Origin of the sequence: Limnohabitans simekii (SeqCode), from assembly GCF_965234735.1 — a bacterium.
Lineage (GTDB): Bacteria > Pseudomonadota > Gammaproteobacteria > Burkholderiales > Burkholderiaceae_C > Limnohabitans > Limnohabitans simekii.
The window spans coordinates 625,168-640,457 of the sequence record NZ_OZ248540.1 but is presented as its reverse complement, the minus strand read 5'-3'; the positions used below and the strand labels follow the sequence as shown (position 1 = coordinate 640,457).

At 57.1% G+C, this 15,290-nt stretch carries 13 protein-coding genes and 1 pseudogene; 8 read left to right on the top strand and 6 right to left on the bottom strand.

Annotation, left to right across the window (positions count from 1 at the left end; translation table 11 throughout):
* Window positions 1-44 precede the first annotated feature (44 nt).
* Entirely contained in the window at window positions 45-1,163 is a 1,119-nt protein-coding gene (locus AC8GFP_RS03260) for a 5-methyltetrahydropteroyltriglutamate--homocysteine S-methyltransferase (RefSeq protein ID WP_506610171.1), read from the top strand.
* A 26-nt stretch (window positions 1,164-1,189) separates the two neighbouring features.
* On the opposite strand, the pseudogene AC8GFP_RS03255 reads toward AC8GFP_RS03260, so the two are convergent.
* Both AC8GFP_RS03255 and AC8GFP_RS03250 read right to left on the bottom strand, forming a co-directional pair.
* Window positions 1,190-2,368 (bottom strand): annotated as a pseudogene (locus AC8GFP_RS03255) (IS4 family transposase).
* A gap of 447 nt (window positions 2,369-2,815) precedes the next feature.
* Window positions 2,816-3,685, bottom strand: a complete 870-nt coding sequence (locus tag AC8GFP_RS03250; RefSeq protein ID WP_506610170.1) for an amidohydrolase family protein — start codon at window positions 3,683-3,685, stop codon at window positions 2,816-2,818.
* Window positions 3,686-3,734: 49 nt separating this feature from the next.
* Here AC8GFP_RS03250 and AC8GFP_RS03245 point away from each other — a divergent pair, with 49 nt between their 5' ends.
* The 4 genes from AC8GFP_RS03245 to AC8GFP_RS03230 all read left to right on the top strand — a co-directional run bounded on the left by AC8GFP_RS03245 (window position 3,735) and on the right by AC8GFP_RS03230 (window position 7,864).
* Complete coding sequence (locus tag AC8GFP_RS03245) at window positions 3,735-4,505, top strand: crotonase/enoyl-CoA hydratase family protein (RefSeq protein WP_506610168.1); 771 nt, start codon at window positions 3,735-3,737, stop codon at window positions 4,503-4,505.
* Entirely contained in the window at window positions 4,502-6,361 is a 1,860-nt protein-coding gene (locus AC8GFP_RS03240; protein ID WP_506610166.1) for a feruloyl-CoA synthase, read from the top strand. Before AC8GFP_RS03245 ends, AC8GFP_RS03240 begins: the two co-directional genes overlap by 4 nt.
* A 55-nt stretch (window positions 6,362-6,416) precedes the next feature.
* Complete coding sequence (locus tag AC8GFP_RS03235; RefSeq protein ID WP_506610165.1) at window positions 6,417-7,424, top strand: Bug family tripartite tricarboxylate transporter substrate binding protein; 1,008 nt, start codon at window positions 6,417-6,419, stop codon at window positions 7,422-7,424.
* A gap of 86 nt (window positions 7,425-7,510) precedes the next feature.
* The gene (locus tag AC8GFP_RS03230; protein ID WP_506610163.1) at window positions 7,511-7,864 is read left to right on the top strand and encodes an FKBP-type peptidyl-prolyl cis-trans isomerase; all 354 of its coding nucleotides are present in this window, start codon (window positions 7,511-7,513) and stop codon (window positions 7,862-7,864) included.
* A gap of 3 nt (window positions 7,865-7,867) precedes the next feature.
* Here AC8GFP_RS03230 and AC8GFP_RS03225 read toward each other — a convergent pair whose 3' ends face one another.
* Window positions 7,868-8,173, bottom strand: a complete 306-nt coding sequence (locus AC8GFP_RS03225; protein ID WP_506610161.1) for a HigA family addiction module antitoxin — start codon at window positions 8,171-8,173, stop codon at window positions 7,868-7,870.
* Between the two features lie 9 nt (window positions 8,174-8,182).
* The gene (locus AC8GFP_RS03220) at window positions 8,183-8,461 is read right to left on the bottom strand and encodes a type II toxin-antitoxin system RelE/ParE family toxin (RefSeq protein ID WP_506610159.1); all 279 of its coding nucleotides are present in this window, start codon (window positions 8,459-8,461) and stop codon (window positions 8,183-8,185) included.
* Between the two features lie 112 nt (window positions 8,462-8,573).
* On the opposite strand from AC8GFP_RS03220, the gene grpE reads away from it, so the two are divergent.
* The 3 genes from grpE (at window position 8,574) to dnaJ (ending at window position 12,422) form a co-directional block, all read left to right on the top strand.
* Entirely contained in the window at window positions 8,574-9,140 is a 567-nt protein-coding gene (gene grpE, locus AC8GFP_RS03215; protein WP_506610157.1) for a nucleotide exchange factor GrpE, read from the top strand.
* 138 nt (window positions 9,141-9,278) lie between these two features.
* Window positions 9,279-11,210: a molecular chaperone DnaK gene (dnaK, locus tag AC8GFP_RS03210; protein ID WP_506610155.1), complete on the top strand. Its 1,932-nt coding sequence runs from the start codon at window positions 9,279-9,281 to the stop codon at window positions 11,208-11,210.
* Window positions 11,211-11,288: 78 nt separating this feature from the next.
* Window positions 11,289-12,422, top strand: a complete 1,134-nt coding sequence (gene dnaJ / locus AC8GFP_RS03205) for a molecular chaperone DnaJ (protein WP_506610153.1) — start codon at window positions 11,289-11,291, stop codon at window positions 12,420-12,422.
* A gap of 69 nt (window positions 12,423-12,491) precedes the next feature.
* Here dnaJ and AC8GFP_RS03200 read toward each other — a convergent pair whose 3' ends face one another.
* Window positions 12,492-12,950 (bottom strand): cyanophycin metabolism-associated DUF1854 family protein, encoded by a 459-nt coding sequence (locus AC8GFP_RS03200; RefSeq protein WP_506610152.1) that lies wholly within the window; start codon window positions 12,948-12,950, stop codon window positions 12,492-12,494.
* Window positions 12,947-15,226 carry a cyanophycin metabolism-associated ABC transporter gene (locus AC8GFP_RS03195; protein ID WP_506610150.1) on the bottom strand — a complete coding sequence of 760 codons (2,280 nt, stop codon included), beginning with the start codon at window positions 15,224-15,226 and terminating at the stop codon, window positions 12,947-12,949. Before AC8GFP_RS03195 ends, AC8GFP_RS03200 begins: the two co-directional genes overlap by 4 nt.
* Window positions 15,227-15,290: the final 64 nt, after the last annotated feature.

Here is a 15,290-nt window from a genome sequence, read left to right as displayed (position 1 = left end):
TTTTTGAAATACAGGCATTCTGCCGTTATCAACATGGAGCCATCATGACCGTTCCCCACATCCCCGCCCGCTACGACCACGTGGGCAGCTTTTTGCGCCCCGCCTACCTGTTGGAAGCCCGCGAACAAAAGGCCAAAGGCCAGATCACGCCCGAGCAACTGCGCGTCGTGGAAGACAAAGCCATCACGGAGATTGTGAAATTTCAAGAGGACGTGGGCCTGAAATCCATCACCGACGGCGAGTTTCGCCGCACCTATTTCCACATCGACTTTTTGGAGCAAATGGGCGGCGTGAAAACCGACATCCCCGTCACCATCGAGCGGCCAGATGGCACCCAAGAGCTGGCGCCGCCGGTGATTCGCGTGATCGACAAAGTGCGCCACGTGAAAGACATCCAACTGGCCGACTTCAATTATTTGAAATCCCAAATTGCCCACGGCAGCACGCCCAAGGTGACCATCCCCTCGCCCACCATGCTGCATTTCCGTGGTGGCCGCGCTGGCATCAGCAAAGACGCCTACCCCGAACTCGACCCAGCCTTTTACGACGACGTGGCCAAAGCCTATGGCGATGAACTGCGTTCACTGTCTGCCGCCGGTTGCAACTATGTGCAAATGGACGACACCAACCTGGCCTATTTGTGCGACGACAAAATGCGCGAAGCCGCCCGGGCCCGGGGCGACGACCCCAACGAGTTGCCGCACCGCTACGCCGCCTTCATCAACAAAGTGGTGGCACAAAAGCCTGCTGGCATGACCTTGGCCATGCACTTGTGCCGGGGCAACTTCAAAAGCACACATGCTGCGGCTGGCAACTACGAACCGGTGGCCGAAGCTTTGCTGTCCGAGATGAACATCGACGCCTATTTCTTGGAATACGACGACGACCGCAGCGGCGACTTCCGCCCTCTTCGTTTCTTAGCCAAAGACAAGTTGGTGGTGCTGGGCTTGGTGACCACCAAGTTTGGCGCGATGGAAAGCAAAGACAGCTTGAAGCGCCGGATTGACGAAGCCGCCAAGTACGCGCCATTGGCACAACTGGCGCTGTCACCCCAGTGCGGTTTTTCCAGCACCGTGCATGGCAACAACATCGCGGTGGAAGACCAGCGCAGCAAGTTGCGCTTGGTGGTGGAGACCGCGCAAGAGGTGTGGGGCAGCCTCTGAGGTCCCAATAATTGGGGTCAGATTCATTAGTGTCCGGAGATTTCCTCAAATAAGCTCATTTGAAGGCTTTCAGCATCGTCTTGCTCTGGTTCAATTGCTTGCAGCAAGTCGACCAGTGGCATGGTTTCAAACAATGTCAGACTCAAAACTTGGAGCATTGAATGCAAAGAGGCTTCAATTTGAAGCCTCTTTTTGATGATGGCAATCAAGACGTAAGCGCATATGGCGATCCAAATTTGCGTTTTGACGGCGTTGATGCTGTTGCCCACAAATGCCTTGATTCGCAGGTGCTGTTTGATCCATTTGAAGAACAACTCAACCTGCCATCGACTCTTGTAAAGCGCGGCTACTTGAGTGGCGGTCAATTCAAAGTTGTTCGTGATAAATACAAATTCACGCTGCTGTGTTTGATCCAAAAATTTGATCCTGCGCAGCACATGTGGATAGGTCTTGTGGGTAAATTGACCTGTCAGCAAAATGCAGTCATCTGTGAGGATGGTGGCATCCTCGGATGTATTCATTGGCCCTGCGACTTGATACCTCATTTTGCTCTTTGCGCGAGTGACAAAGAAGGCGCCGGCATGTGTAAAGCGAAGCAATCGCTCAAAGTGTACGTAGCCCCGGTCCATGACATAAAAACTGCCTGCCTCCAAAGGGAGATCGTCCAGAAATTAGACATCGCTGACCCTTGACGAGGTGATCAAAGCGAAGGTTGGAATATTGCCTCGCAAATCCAGTTGGGTATGCAGCTTGACGCCTGCACGGCCCTTTGTTGCAGGCGCCCACTCGAACAAACTCAGGCATAAATCAATGGTGGTGGAGTCGATGGCGTAGACCGTTTGAGATAGCTGCGAGCCAAGAGATTGCGAGGCGTAAAGTGGCCTGGCGATTGCAATCAAATGCAATGCAAAGTCTTCGAAGAGTTGGCTGCTGCGTTTCTCGTTTGCATCAGCAAGCGTGGACCGCGCGATGTTGCCCCGAAAGCCTGCGTGATAGAGCTTGGATCGCTGGCCGTTCAAACAAGTAACGATGTCGCGCAGGCTCGAACGCGCGGTCAGTTGAGCAAACATCATGCACAGAAACTGATCCCAGTGCGAAAAAGAAAGCGTGGGATAGCGACCAGCGTAGCGAGCAACAAGGGTGAGGAAAACGGATCTCGGGAGATGCTCGCTGAGTTGAGCGAACACGAGTTTGCCTTGGCGCATTCTTGTCTCCCAAAAGGGAGACAGTTTGAAGGGAATGCGAGATGGAATTCAAATAGATTTGGCCAGAAAATCGAAAAATATGTTTTATATCAATGGGTTACATCGAATCCAATAAAAATCTCCGGACACTAGTGGGTCAGATTCCAATTTATTCACGCCTTCTTGCCCGCCGCACTGGGCTCAAACGCCGCTCACCGCCGCAAGCGGCAAAGTTCGCTTGCGCGTTGACCCAGGACGTCGGTCAAGGTGAAGTGGTTTCATTGGCTGACCAAATAGCTTAAAGCGATTTTTCGCAAACCGCTCCTCCTTAATCCGAAATATCACTTCAAAGCCGCACGACCTGGGGACCATTTTTTGAGCGAAAGACCAGAAAAATGCGTCCCCATGGCGGGCGGCTTGAGCGTGACTTCAACGCCAAAACAATTGGAATCTGACCCCAATTAGCAATTAATCCGAAGACAAGCCCAACAACCTGACCGCGTTGCCCTTCAAGATGCCGGGCATGACCTCGGGCTTGAAGCCCGCCACCTCGAAGTCTTTCATCCAGCGCTCGGGCGTGATGAGGGGGTAGTCGCTGCCAAACAGGACCTGGTCTTTGAGCAAGGTGTTGGCATACTGGACCAGGCTTTTCGGGAAGTACTTGGGGCTCCAGCCCGAGAGGTCGATCCACACATTGGGCTTGTGCATGGCCACGCTCAGGGCCTCGTCTTGCCAAGGGAAGCTGGGGTGAGCCATGACGATTTGCATGTCGCCCCAAACGGCGGCCACTTCGTCCAGGTGCATGGGATTGCTGAGCGCCAACTTCAAACCGCCGCCGCAGCGCATGCCCGAGCCGATGCCGCTGTGCCCGGTGTGAAAAATGGCTGGCAGCTTGTGCTCGTTGATCACCTCGTAAATCGGCCAAGCCATCTTGTCGTAAGGGTGGAAACCCTGGACCGTGGGGTGAAATTTGAAGCCGCGCACACCCTCTTCTTTGATGAGCCGCTCGGCTTCGCGGGCACCCATCTTGCCCTTGTGCGGGTCGATGCTGGCAAAGGCAATCATCATGTCGCTGTTGTCACGCGCGGCCTTGGCAATTTCTTCGTTGGGGATGCGGCGGCGGCCCATGTGCGACTCGGCGTCCACCGTGAACATGACCAAACCAATCTTGCGCTCGCGGTAATAGGCCACGGTTTCTTCGATGGTCGGGCGGCGGTCCGAGCCAAAGTATTTGTCGGCGGCGCGGTCGTATTCCTCGCCGTAGTTGTCAAACGGGTTCCAGCAGCTCACCTCGGCGTGGGTGTGGATGTCAATGGCAATCAAGTCGGCGTGGTTCATGGTCGAATAAGATCCTTTGCATCCACTATAACGAGCAGAGACAAGGCGCATGAATTCAGATTTACAACTCGACATGCAAGGCGATGTGGCCATCGTGCGCATCAACCGCGCCGCCAAACGCAATGCCTTGAACGACGAGCTCATCTTGGCGCTGCGCCACACCTTCGAAACCCTGCCGACGCAAGCCAAAGCCGCGGTGCTGTGCGGCCACGGCGAGCATTTCTGCGCCGGTTTGGACCTGAGCGAATTGCAAACCCGGGATGCCGGTGAAGGCATGCAGCATTCACGCATGTGGCACAGCGCGTTTAACCAAATTCAATTTGGCCCGGTGCCGGTGGTGGCCGCTTTGCACGGCGCAGTGGTGGGCGGTGGCCTGGAGTTGGCCGCGTCTTGCCACATCCGCGTGGCCGATGACACCACTTTTTACGCGCTTCCCGAAGGCACACGCGGCATTTTTGTCGGCGGCGGCGGTGCGGTGCGCATTCCCAAACTGATTGGCGTGGCCCGCATGACCGACATGATGATGACCGGTCGTGTTTACAACGCGGTCGATGGTGAACGCATTGGTTTTGCGCAGTATGTGGTGCCCGCTGGCACGGCCTTTGACAAAGCGCTGGAATTGGCCCAACGCATCGCCACCAATGCGCCCCTGACCAACTACGCTTTGATGCATGCCCTGCCGCGCATCGCCGAGCAAGCCGCCGACCATGGCTTTGTCACCGAGTCCTTGATGTCCTCCATCACCCAAGCTGCGCCCGAAGCCAAAGCCCGGGTGGACGCCTTTTTGCAAGGCCGCGCCGCCAAGGTCGAAAAAAAATGAGCACTGCGCCCAAGTACCGTGCCATGCGCTATGGCATCACGCGTGTGCGCTTGGACGACACGCCGAACGGTGTGCAATATGTGCAGGCCGAACAAGCTCTGCAAGCGCACCCAGAACGCATGACCGACAAGTTGCTGCACTGGGCGCGTGAAACGCCAGAGCGCACGTTTTTGGCACGGCGCAAAAGACTTCCCGACGGCCGCACCGGAGACTGGGAGCACCTGAGTTATGGCCGCGCCTTGGCGGGTGCGCGACGCATCGGCCAAGCCCTGCTGGCCCGCAACTTGAGCGCCGAGCGTCCCGTGGTCATCCTGAGCGAAAACAGCTTGGAACACGCCATGCTGGCGCTGGGCTGCATGTTGGTGGGTATTCCGCATTGCCCGGTGTCACCGGCCTATTCCACGGTCAGCAAAGACTTCGACAAACTGCGCCACATCCTGAGCACGCTGACGCCGGGTTTGGTGTTTGCCACCGACGCCGAGAAATACGCTGCGGCCATCACCGCCGCCGTGCCCGCCAACACCGAAGTGGTGTTGGCCCACGGCCATTTGCCCCACAGGAACCACACCCCTTTGGGTGCCTTGTTTGACACGCCCGACACCGCCGAGGTGGATGCGGCGCTGAACGCGATTGGCCCAGACACCATCGTCAAATTTTTGTTCACCTCGGGCTCAACCAACCTGCCCAAAGGCGTCATCAACACACACGGCATGTGGTGTGCCAACCAGCAGCAAATGTGGCAGTCCATGCCGGTGCTGGGTGAAGTACCGCCGGTACTGGTGGATTGGCTGCCGTGGAACCACACGTTTGGTGGCAACCACAACATTGGTCTGACGCTGTTTCATGGCGGCTCCTTGTTCATTGACGATGGCAAACCCGTGCCTGCCTTGATGGGCGAAACCCTGCGCAACCTGCGCGAAGTGGCTCCCACGGTGTATTTCAATGTGCCCACCGGTTTGGAAGCGATTGCCAACGCCATGCACACCGACGACCTGCTGCGGCGCAATTTGCTCAGCCGCATCCGCATGTTTTTTTACTCCGGTGCCGCCTTGGCCCAACCGATCTGGGACAGCTTGCATGCCGCGCAAGAGCGCGAGGTCGGCGAGCGCATCGTCATGGGCACCGGCTTGGGCATGACCGAGTCCGGCCCGTTTGCGATTTTTGTGCCGCGCCCCGAAGTGCAGTCCGGTGATTTGGGCCTGCCCGCAGCGGGCATGCGCTTGAAACTGGTCCCCATGGGCGACAAAGTGGAAGTGCGCTACCAAGGCCCGAACATCACGCCGGGTTATTGGCGAGCACCGCAAGCCACGGCAGACTCCTTTGACGAAGAAGGTTTTTTCAAGAGTGGCGACGCGGTGACCTGGATCGACCCGCACAACATCCAACTGGGTTTGAAATTCGATGGCCGCATCGCTGAAGATTTCAAACTCGCCACCGGCACCTTCGTAAGCGTCGGCCCTTTACGCGCCAAGATCATCGCCGCCGGTGCGCCGTATGTGCAAGACGCGGTCATCACTGGTTTGAATTTGAAAGAAGCGGGTGCCATGCTGTTCACCACGCCCAAGCTGCGGGATTGGGCTGGCTTGCCCGCCGATGCGCCTTTGGCCGAGGTGCTGGCCCACCCCAAGGTGTTGGCGCATTTCCAAACCGTGTTGAACCAACTCGCGGCCAACGCCACCGGCAGCGCCAACCGCGTCGCGCGCATGTTGTTGCTTTCAGAGCCGCCCTCCATCGACAAAGGCGAGGTGACCGACAAAGGCTCGATCAACCAACGCGCTGTGTTGAAACACCGCGACGCGTTGGTGCAAGCCCTGCACCAGGGTACTGCTGCACATCTGCTGTTGCCCCAAGCCTGAACACCCTTTTTTCAACCCATTGCGTTTTCAAGCCCTCTCTTCACAAAGGCCCGCCATGAACAACACACCCCAATTTTCACGCCGCCACGCTTTGCAAGCCTTGTCTTTGCCCCTGCTGTCGCCTTTGGCGGCTTGGTCGCAAAACAGCGGCCTGCCTCTTGAGCAGGTGAAGATCATCAATGGCTTTCCTGCCGGTGGCACGGCGGACGCCACCAGTCGGCGCATCGGTGACAAATTGGCAGGCACGGCCTATGCCCGCAACGGCGCGGTGGTGGAAAACAAAACCGGCGCAGCCGGTCGCATCGCCATCGACACTGTGAAAAACGGTCCGGCAGACGGCAGCAGTTTGTTGCTCACGCCCTATTCCATGATGGCCATCTACCCGCACATCTACAAAGCCCTGAGCTATGACCCGATCAAAGACTTTGCGCCGGTGTGCATGGCCTCTTCCATGTCGCACGGCTTGGCGGTGGGACCGATGGTGCCCGCCACCGTGAAGACGGTGAAAGACTTTGTGGCCTGGGCCAAGGCCCACCCCGACAAGGCCAACTATGGCTCGCCTGCTGCGGGTTCCACACCGCATTTTTTGGGCGCTTTGCTGAGTTTAGACACGGGCGTGGCCATGCAACACGTGGCCTACCGCGGCTCGGTGCCCGGCGTGACCGATGTGATTGGCGGACAACTCGCCGCCATGCTCACGCCCCATGGCGATTTTTTGGCCAACCACCGCGCTGGAAAAATCCGCATCTTGGCCACCACGGGCAAGAAACGCTCGCCCTTTGTGCCCGACGTGGCCACCTTCGCAGAGCAAGGCTTCCCCGACCTGACGGTGGAGGAATGGTTTGGTTTCTTCGCCCCCGCCAAAACACCCGCCAACGTGGTGAGCGCGGCCAATGCCGCCATCAACGCGGCCATCAAAGACAAAGCCTTGGTTGAATCTTGGGCCACGCAAGGTTTGGTGCCGCTGGGCGGCACGGCCGAGGACATGGCGGCTGACTTGAAAAAGCAGTTGGCCTTTTGGGGGCCCATCGTCAAGCGCATAGGCTTTACCGCCGAGTCTTGAATCCCGTCCTTTAACGCACCCTTTTGCTGCGCTTGGGGTGCGCTTACACTCCCCGCTTCTTATTTAATGCCCATTCAAGGACTGCCATGATCACCACCGCCTCTGGCCTGCAATATGAAGACACCCACACTGGCGACGGCGACACCGCCACAGCCGGTCAATACGTGACCGTGCACTACACCGGTTGGTTGTGGGAGAACGGTGAAAAAGGCGAGAAATTCGATTCCAGCTTGGACCGCAACGACCCGTTTGAATTCGGCTTGGGCCAAGGCATGGTCATCCAAGGCTGGGACGAAGGTGTGCAAGGCATGAAGATTGGCGGCAAGCGCAGCCTGATCATCCCGCCCGAGTTGGGCTATGGCGCACGTGGCGCGGGTGGTGTCATCCCCCCGAACGCCACCTTGCTGTTCGAGGTGGAGCTGCTGGGAGTCGAGGGCTGAGGCTCAAACCGTGGCTGGTTTGAACACCCGAATACGCGCCACCATGTCCTCGCGTGATTGACGCTCGGTCATGCGCATATCGAACTCGGTTTGAAGGTTGAGCCAAAACCGGGCTTCCATGTTGAAGAACAAACCCAATCGCAAGGCGGTGTCGGGCGTGATTGGGCGAATACCATTCACCAATTCGCTGATGCGACTTGGCGGCACATCGATATCCGCCGCCAATTGCCGCGCAGAAATGCCCATGGGCTTCATGAAGTCTTCCAACAAGATTTCGCCGGGATGAATTTCTGCCAATAAATCACTCATGTTTCACTCCTAGTGGTAGTCCACGATTTCAACCTGGTGTGCGCCATCGGTTTGCCAGACAAAGCAGATGCGCCATTGGTCGTTCACGCGGATGCTGTGCTGTCCAGCGCGGTCCCCTTTCAAGGCTTCAAGCTGGTTGCCTGGCGGCACCCGCAAACTGATCAGAACCGTGGCCGCATGCATTTGCAGCAATTTGCGCCTGGCGACACGTTCGATGTTTTTGAAGCGAGGCACAGCCCGGCTTAGGAACAAAGCTTGGGTGTCGGCGCAAGCAAATGAATGGATCATGTCTGATGATATTCTGCGATACAGAATCTGTAAAGCAGAAGCCTGATTACACTTGAAATAAAGCAAACCCCTCCCATTTACAGGGCTGATTTCCAACAGCCCCTAGAACCGCATGTCCGATCCCCAAACCACCCCGCCGTCCGAGCCGACGGCCAACCCCGAGCCCGCCATGGACGCCAACCCCCACCCCGAACAAGCCCCACAGCAGGAAGACCCGTTGAACGTGGCCCAAGCCGAGGTGGCCAAGCTGACCGCCGTGAACGCCGAATTGGCCGACCAGTTTTTACGCGCCAAGGCCGAGGCTGAAAACGCCCGCCGCCGCGCCGATGAAGAAGTGTCCAAAGCCCGCAAGTTCGCGGTCGAGTCTTTTGCCGAAAGCCTGTTGCCGGTGGCCGACAGCCTGACCGCCGGTTTGGCCATTGCCGACGCCACCGCTGAGCAACTGCGCGAAGGCTCGGAAGCCACATTGCGCCAACTCAAAAGCGCCTTAGAGCGCCACAAAGTGCTTGAAATCAACCCCGATGCCGGTGCCAAGTTCGATCCACACCAGCACCAAGCCATCTCGGTGGTGCCCGCCGAACAAGAGCCCAACACCGTGGTCACGGTGCTGCAAAAGGGTTACTTGATTGCCGATCGGGTGCTGCGCCCCGCTTTGGTGACGGTTTCCGCGCCTAAATAAGCGCCTTCACCAGCGAATTTCGCGGTTTTTTCAGGCCAACAGGGCTTGAAATCCAAAAACTTATCCACAGCTATTCAACATTGTTAAACAGGAATTGAGACGGCTGCCTTCGGGGGCCCCATCACACAGGAGAAAAAAATGGGAAGAATCATTGGCATTGACCTCGGCACCACCAACTCGTGCGTGGCCATCATGGAAGGCAACACCACCAAGGTGATCGAAAACGCCGAAGGCGCTCGCACCACCCCATCCATCATTGCCTACCAAGAAGACGGTGAAATTTTGGTCGGCGCTTCCGCCAAACGCCAAGCGGTCACCAACCCGCGCAACACTTTGTACGCCGTCAAGCGCCTGATTGGTCGCAAATTCGACGAAAAAGAAGTTCAAAAAGACATCGACTTGATGCCCTACACCATTGCCAAAGCCGACAACGGCGACGCTTGGGTGGAAGTGCGCGGCAACAAGTTGGCCCCGCCTCAAATCAGCGCTGAAATTTTGCGCAAGATGAAGAAAACCGCCGAGGACTACCTGGGCGAAGAAGTCACGGAAGCCGTCATCACGGTGCCCGCTTACTTCAACGACGCCCAACGCCAAGCCACCAAAGATGCGGGTCGCATTGCCGGTTTGGATGTGAAACGCATCATCAACGAACCCACGGCTGCGGCATTGGCCTTCGGCTTGGACAAAACTGAAAAAGGCGACCGCAAAATCGCCGTCTATGACTTGGGCGGCGGCACGTTTGACGTGTCCATCATTGAAATTGCCGACGTTGATGGCGAAAAACAATTTGAAGTGCTGTCCACCAACGGCGACACCTTCTTGGGCGGTGAAGACTTTGACCAACGCATCATCGACTTCATCATCACCGAGTTCAAAAAGGACTCGGGTGTGGATTTGTCCAAAGACGTGTTGGCCTTGCAGCGCCTGAAAGAAGCCGCTGAAAAAGCCAAGATCGAGCTCTCTTCATCCACCGGCACCGACATCAACTTGCCGTATGTGACGGCCGATGCATCAGGCCCAAAACACTTGAACATCAAACTCAACCGGGCCAAGTTGGAACAACTGGTGGACGAGTTGATCGAGCGCACCATCGCGCCTTGCCGCACCGCCATCAAAGATGCAGGCGTGTCAGTCAGCGACATTGATGACGTGATCTTGGTCGGCGGCATGACCCGCATGCCCAAGGTGCAAGACAAAGTGAAAGAGTTCTTTGGCCAAGAGCCCCGCCGCGACGTCAACCCTGACGAAGCCGTGGCTGTCGGTGCCGCCATCCAAGGCCAGGTCTTGTCGGGTGACCGCAAAGACGTGTTGTTGTTGGACGTGACGCCTTTGTCTTTGGGCATTGAAACCCTGGGCGGCGTGATGACCAAAATGATCGTCAAGAACACCACCATCCCCACCAAGTTTGCGCAAACCTTCTCGACCGCCGACGACAACCAACCGGCGGTCACCATCAAGGTGTATCAAGGCGAACGCGAGATGGCCTCGGGCAACAAAAGCTTGGGTGAGTTCAACCTGGAAGGCATTGCGCCCGCCGCGCGTGGCACGCCGCAAATTGAAGTGTCGTTTGACATCGATGCCAACGGCATTCTGCACGTGGGCGCGAAAGACAAAGCCACTGGCAAAGAAAACAAAATCACCATCAAGGCCAACTCGGGTTTGAGCGAGGCCGAGATTCAACAAATGGTGAAAGACGCCGAATTGAATGCCGCCGAAGACAAGAAGAAACTTGAGATCGTGCAGGCCCGCAACCAAGGCGATGCGGCTGTACATGACGTGAAGAAATCCCTCACCGAGCACGGCGACAAAGTGGAAGCGGCTGACAAAGAAAAAATTGAAGCCGCCATGAAAGACTTGGAAGAAGCTTTGAAAGGCGAAGACAAAGACGCCATCAATGCCAAAACCGAAGCCCTCATGACCGCTGCGCAAAAGCTGGGTGAAATGGTTTATGCCGACAAGCAAGCCAAAGAAGCCGCTGGTGCCGCCACGGGTGGTGCAGACCACAGCCACGACAAACCCCAGGACGACAACGTGGTGGACGCCGAGGTCAAAGAAGTCAAGAAACCTTAAACCTTTCAACCCCCTGCGCCGCGCTCAAACCCTTTAGCGGGTTGACGCGGCGTTGGCACATTTCAGAACCAGACCACCATGGCCACCAAACGCGATTTTTACGAGATATTGGGCGTCCCCAAAAACGCCAGCGACGAGGAGATCAAGAAGTCCTACCGCAAGCTCGCCATGAAGTACCACCCCGACCGCAACCAGGGTGATGCCTCCGCCGAGGTGAAATTCAAAGAGGCCAAAGAGGCCTATGAAATGTTGTCGGATGCTGAAAAGCGTGCGGCCTACGATCAATACGGCCATGCCGGTGTGGACCCGAACATGCGCGGCGCCGCAGGTGCAGGCGGCTTCGGTGGCTTTGGCGAATCCTTTGGCGATATTTTTGGCGACATCTTTGGCCAAGCCCGTCGTCAACAAGGCGGTGGTGGCCGCCAAGTGTTTCGTGGCAACGACTTGAGCTATGCGATGGACATCAGCCTGGAAGAAGCTGCGGCGGGCAAGAAAACCGAAATCCGCATTCCCAGCTACGACGAGTGCGATACCTGTCATGGCAGTGGTGCCAAGCCCGGCACCTCGGCCAAAACCTGTGGCACCTGCCAAGGCCAAGGCGTGGTGCAAATGCGCCAAGGTTTTTTCAGTGTGCAACAAAACTGCCCGCACTGCCGAGGCAGCGGCAAAATCATCAGCGACCCTTGCTCACCGTGTCACGGCCAGGGCAAGATCAAGCGCCAAAAAACATTGGAAATTTCCATTCCCGCCGGTATTGACGACGGCATGCGGATTCGCAGCACCGGCAACGGCGAGCCCGGCACCAATGGCGGCCCCCCAGGCGACCTGTACATTGAAATCCGTTTGCAAAAACACGAGGTGTTCCAGCGCGATGGGGACGACTTGCATTGCGCCGTGCCCATCAGCTTCACCACGGCTGCTTTGGGCGGTGAAGTGAGTGTGCCCACCTTGAATGGCGAAGCCGCCATCGACCTGCCCGAGGGCACCCAAACCGGCAAGCAGTTCAGGCTGCGTGGCAAGGGCATCAAAGGCGTTCGCGCCAGCTTCCCAGGCGACTTGTATTGCCACATCACCGTAGAAACTCCAGTCAAGCTGACCGAGCATCAACGCAAGCTCTTGAAAGAGTTGGACGAGTCCTTGAAAAAAGGCGGGGCCAAACATTCACCCACCGAAGCCGGTTGGGCGGACAAGCTGAAAAACCTGTTCAGCTGATGGCTTGCATGAAGCGCTGTTGTGCCTGACAGCGGCTGCACTCACGGGCTTCAAAGCCCAATGGGCTTGTTATAAAAAACGATCGAGCAATTTGCGGCTGTGCCGATCTAAAGCGGGCAAGTCGCGGATGAGAAATTGCACGCCGTGTTCGTCTGCGACGATGAGTGTTTGGCCACTCAAGCGGCGAATATCTTCTTCACCACGCAGCACAAACTGCGCTGGGCCCCGGCTGGTTTGCACCGACCAGACTGAGGGTGTGATGAAACTGCTGACCGCGTCCACACGGTGAATTTCTGGCATGAATTCACGCGATTGCAATGCTTCCATCACCGCTGTTTTTTGCGCCTCAGGCAAGGTGAGAGGCGCTTCAAGCCACAACAACTCATGCCCCTCCGCACTCAACACCGACACGGCTTCATCGGGTGCGCCAATCGGAAACGCCCGCACCACGGTGACACCAACGTGCAAGACACCGTCGAGCTTGAGTTGCCACGCACCCAAGCTGTTTTGCGTCAATTCAAAAATCATGTGCGTGCCTCGCGTTCGATGCCCAGCGTCAAGCCTTCCTCTTCAGCTTCTTTTTGCCGGGCTTGCGCCTCGTACAAACGCCAGTAAGCGCCTTGCCTGGCCAGCAGTTCATCGTGCTGGCCTTGCTCAACCAATTGACCATGCTCCATGACGACGAGCCGATCTGCACGACGCAACGTGGAGAGCCGGTGCGCAATCGCGATAGTGGTGCGTCCGCGCACCAAGTTGTCCAAGGCTTTTTGAATTTCTTGCTCGGTCTCGGTGTCCACCGACGAGGTGGCCTCGTCCATGATCAAGATGCGCGGGTCGATCAGCAAGGCGCGTGCAATCGAGATGCGTTGACGCTCGCCACCCGACAAACCTTGGCCACGCTCGCCCACCAAAGAGTCATAGCCTTGCGGCAAACGCAGAATGAATTCGTGGGCATGGGCGGCACGGGCCGCAGCCACAATCTCAGCGCGGGTGGCACCCGGCTTGCCGTAGGCGATGTTGTCGGCGATGGTGCCGAAAAACAAAAACGGCTCTTGCAAGACCAAGCCAATGTGGCGGCGGTAATCGGCAATGCGGATGTCGCGAATGTCGGTGCCATCAATGCGGATGGCGCCTTCGCTCAGATCGTAGAAGCGGCAAATCAGGTTGACCAAAGTGCTTTTGCCCGAGCCGCTTTGCCCCACCAAGCCAATCATTTCCCCGGGCGCAATGTCCAAGCTCAAGCCTTTGATGACAGCGCGGTTGCCATAGCGAAAACCAGCATCGGCAATGTGAATGTGCCCCACCACTTCAGGCAAGGCCACCGGGTTTACTGGCTCGGGGACGCTGGACACGTGGTCGAGGATTTCAAAAATACGTTTGGTGCCAGCAGCCGCTTTTTGCGTGTGCGACACGATGCGGCTCATCGCGTCCAGTCGGGCATAAAAGCGGGTGCTGTAAGCCAAAAACGCCGTCAACACACCGACCGTGACTTGATGATTCGCCACTTGCCAAATGCCAAAGGCCCAAACCACCAGCAAGCCAATTTCAGTCACCAAGGTCACGGTGGGCGAGAACAAAGACCACAAGAAATTGATGCGGTCGTTGACCGCCAAATTGTGTTTGTTGGCTTCTTGAAAGCGCTTGGCTTCGCGGTTTTCTTGAGCGAAAGCTTTGACCACACGAATACCTGGAATCGTGTCGGCCAGGACATTGGTGAGTTCTGACCAGACACGGTCGATTTTTTCGAAGCCGGTGCGCAAGCGATCCCGCACGATGTGAATCAACCAAGCAATGAAGGGCAGCGGCAGCAAAGTGGCCAAGGCCAGCCACGGGTCGATGCTGAACAAAATACCGGCGGTCATGAGGATCATCAAAACATCGGTGGCGAAGTCCAGCAAATGCAGCGACAAGAACACGCACAAGCGGTCGGTCTCGCTGCCAATGCGGGTCATCAAGTCGCCGGTGCGACGGCCACCAAAGTATTCCAACGAAAGTTTGAGCAAATGCTCATAAGCGGTGGAACGCAAATCGGCACCAATGCGCTCTGAAGCCAGCGCCAGCACATAGGTTTTGAACCAACCCAAGCCCCAGGCAAGCAAAGCCGCACCAAACAAACCACCCAAATACCAAGTCACCAAATCGGTGTCAATTTGCTGCCCGTTCTGAAAAGGGATCAGCACCTCGTCCATCAAGGGCATCGTGAGGTAGGGCGGCACCAAAGTGGCAGCGGTGGACAAGAGTGTGAGCACAAAGCCCAACAGCAATTGGCCTTGGTAGGGCTTGGCAAAGCGCCACAGCCTGAACAAGCTCCAAGTGGAAGCTGGTGTGTTGTCTTCGTCAACTTCACAAGCTTTACAGGCTTGATCAGGGTCGGCCAAAGGTGCGTGGCAAGTGGGGCACCACACTTGCCAAGAAGCAGGGCTGTGCCCGGCTTGCAGTTTGTTGAAACGGCTGAGCAAGCTGGCGGCTTGCAGGTTGTGACCCAAGGTGAAGCGCCATTCGGCCAGCAACTGTGTGGCGTTGCGGGCGCTCAGCTTGCCCACGCCTGCATGGTCCACCAATTCCAGTTGCATGTCGGGCTGCAAAGGCAGGCTGTGCCAGGTTTGGGGGGCAGCAACGGGCTGCCACAAGAGACGCTCCGAGGTCAGGGCCAGCAGGCCACGCCCGAAATACAATGCCGCATCGAGGTCAACCTCCAGCCATGCCAGCACGTTCTCATTCGACGTTAATTGAAGCTGCAGGTCCTCCCGCCAAAAGGCTGGCAAATCCAGCAGCACTGGCGCAACAACAGAGGGAAGATTCATTCTTAATGGGATGACCGGCCGTAAAAAATGATTCTAACCCTGCACCTTGGCCGCACCGGCCCAC

What these genes read in the sequence shown, in the direction of transcription:
- AC8GFP_RS03260 (WP_506610171.1), top strand. Translation starts at nt 45, where the DNA reads ATGACCGTTCCCCACATCCCCGCCCGCTACGACCACGTGGGCAGCTTT.
- AC8GFP_RS03250 (WP_506610170.1), bottom strand. Translation starts at nt 3,685, where the DNA reads ATGAACCACGCCGACTTGATTGCCATTGACATCCACACCCACGCCGAG.
- AC8GFP_RS03245 (WP_506610168.1), top strand. Translation starts at nt 3,735, where the DNA reads ATGAATTCAGATTTACAACTCGACATGCAAGGCGATGTGGCCATCGTG.
- AC8GFP_RS03240 (WP_506610166.1), top strand. Translation starts at nt 4,502, where the DNA reads ATGAGCACTGCGCCCAAGTACCGTGCCATGCGCTATGGCATCACGCGT.
- AC8GFP_RS03235 (WP_506610165.1), top strand. Translation starts at nt 6,417, where the DNA reads ATGAACAACACACCCCAATTTTCACGCCGCCACGCTTTGCAAGCCTTG.
- AC8GFP_RS03230 (WP_506610163.1), top strand. Translation starts at nt 7,511, where the DNA reads ATGATCACCACCGCCTCTGGCCTGCAATATGAAGACACCCACACTGGC.
- AC8GFP_RS03225 (WP_506610161.1), bottom strand. Translation starts at nt 8,173, where the DNA reads ATGAGTGATTTATTGGCAGAAATTCATCCCGGCGAAATCTTGTTGGAA.
- AC8GFP_RS03220 (WP_506610159.1), bottom strand. Translation starts at nt 8,461, where the DNA reads ATGATCCATTCATTTGCTTGCGCCGACACCCAAGCTTTGTTCCTAAGC.
- grpE (WP_506610157.1), top strand. Translation starts at nt 8,574, where the DNA reads ATGTCCGATCCCCAAACCACCCCGCCGTCCGAGCCGACGGCCAACCCC.
- dnaK (WP_506610155.1), top strand. Translation starts at nt 9,279, where the DNA reads ATGGGAAGAATCATTGGCATTGACCTCGGCACCACCAACTCGTGCGTG.
- dnaJ (WP_506610153.1), top strand. Translation starts at nt 11,289, where the DNA reads ATGGCCACCAAACGCGATTTTTACGAGATATTGGGCGTCCCCAAAAAC.
- AC8GFP_RS03200 (WP_506610152.1), bottom strand. Translation starts at nt 12,950, where the DNA reads ATGATTTTTGAATTGACGCAAAACAGCTTGGGTGCGTGGCAACTCAAG.
- AC8GFP_RS03195 (WP_506610150.1), bottom strand. Translation starts at nt 15,226, where the DNA reads ATGAATCTTCCCTCTGTTGTTGCGCCAGTGCTGCTGGATTTGCCAGCC.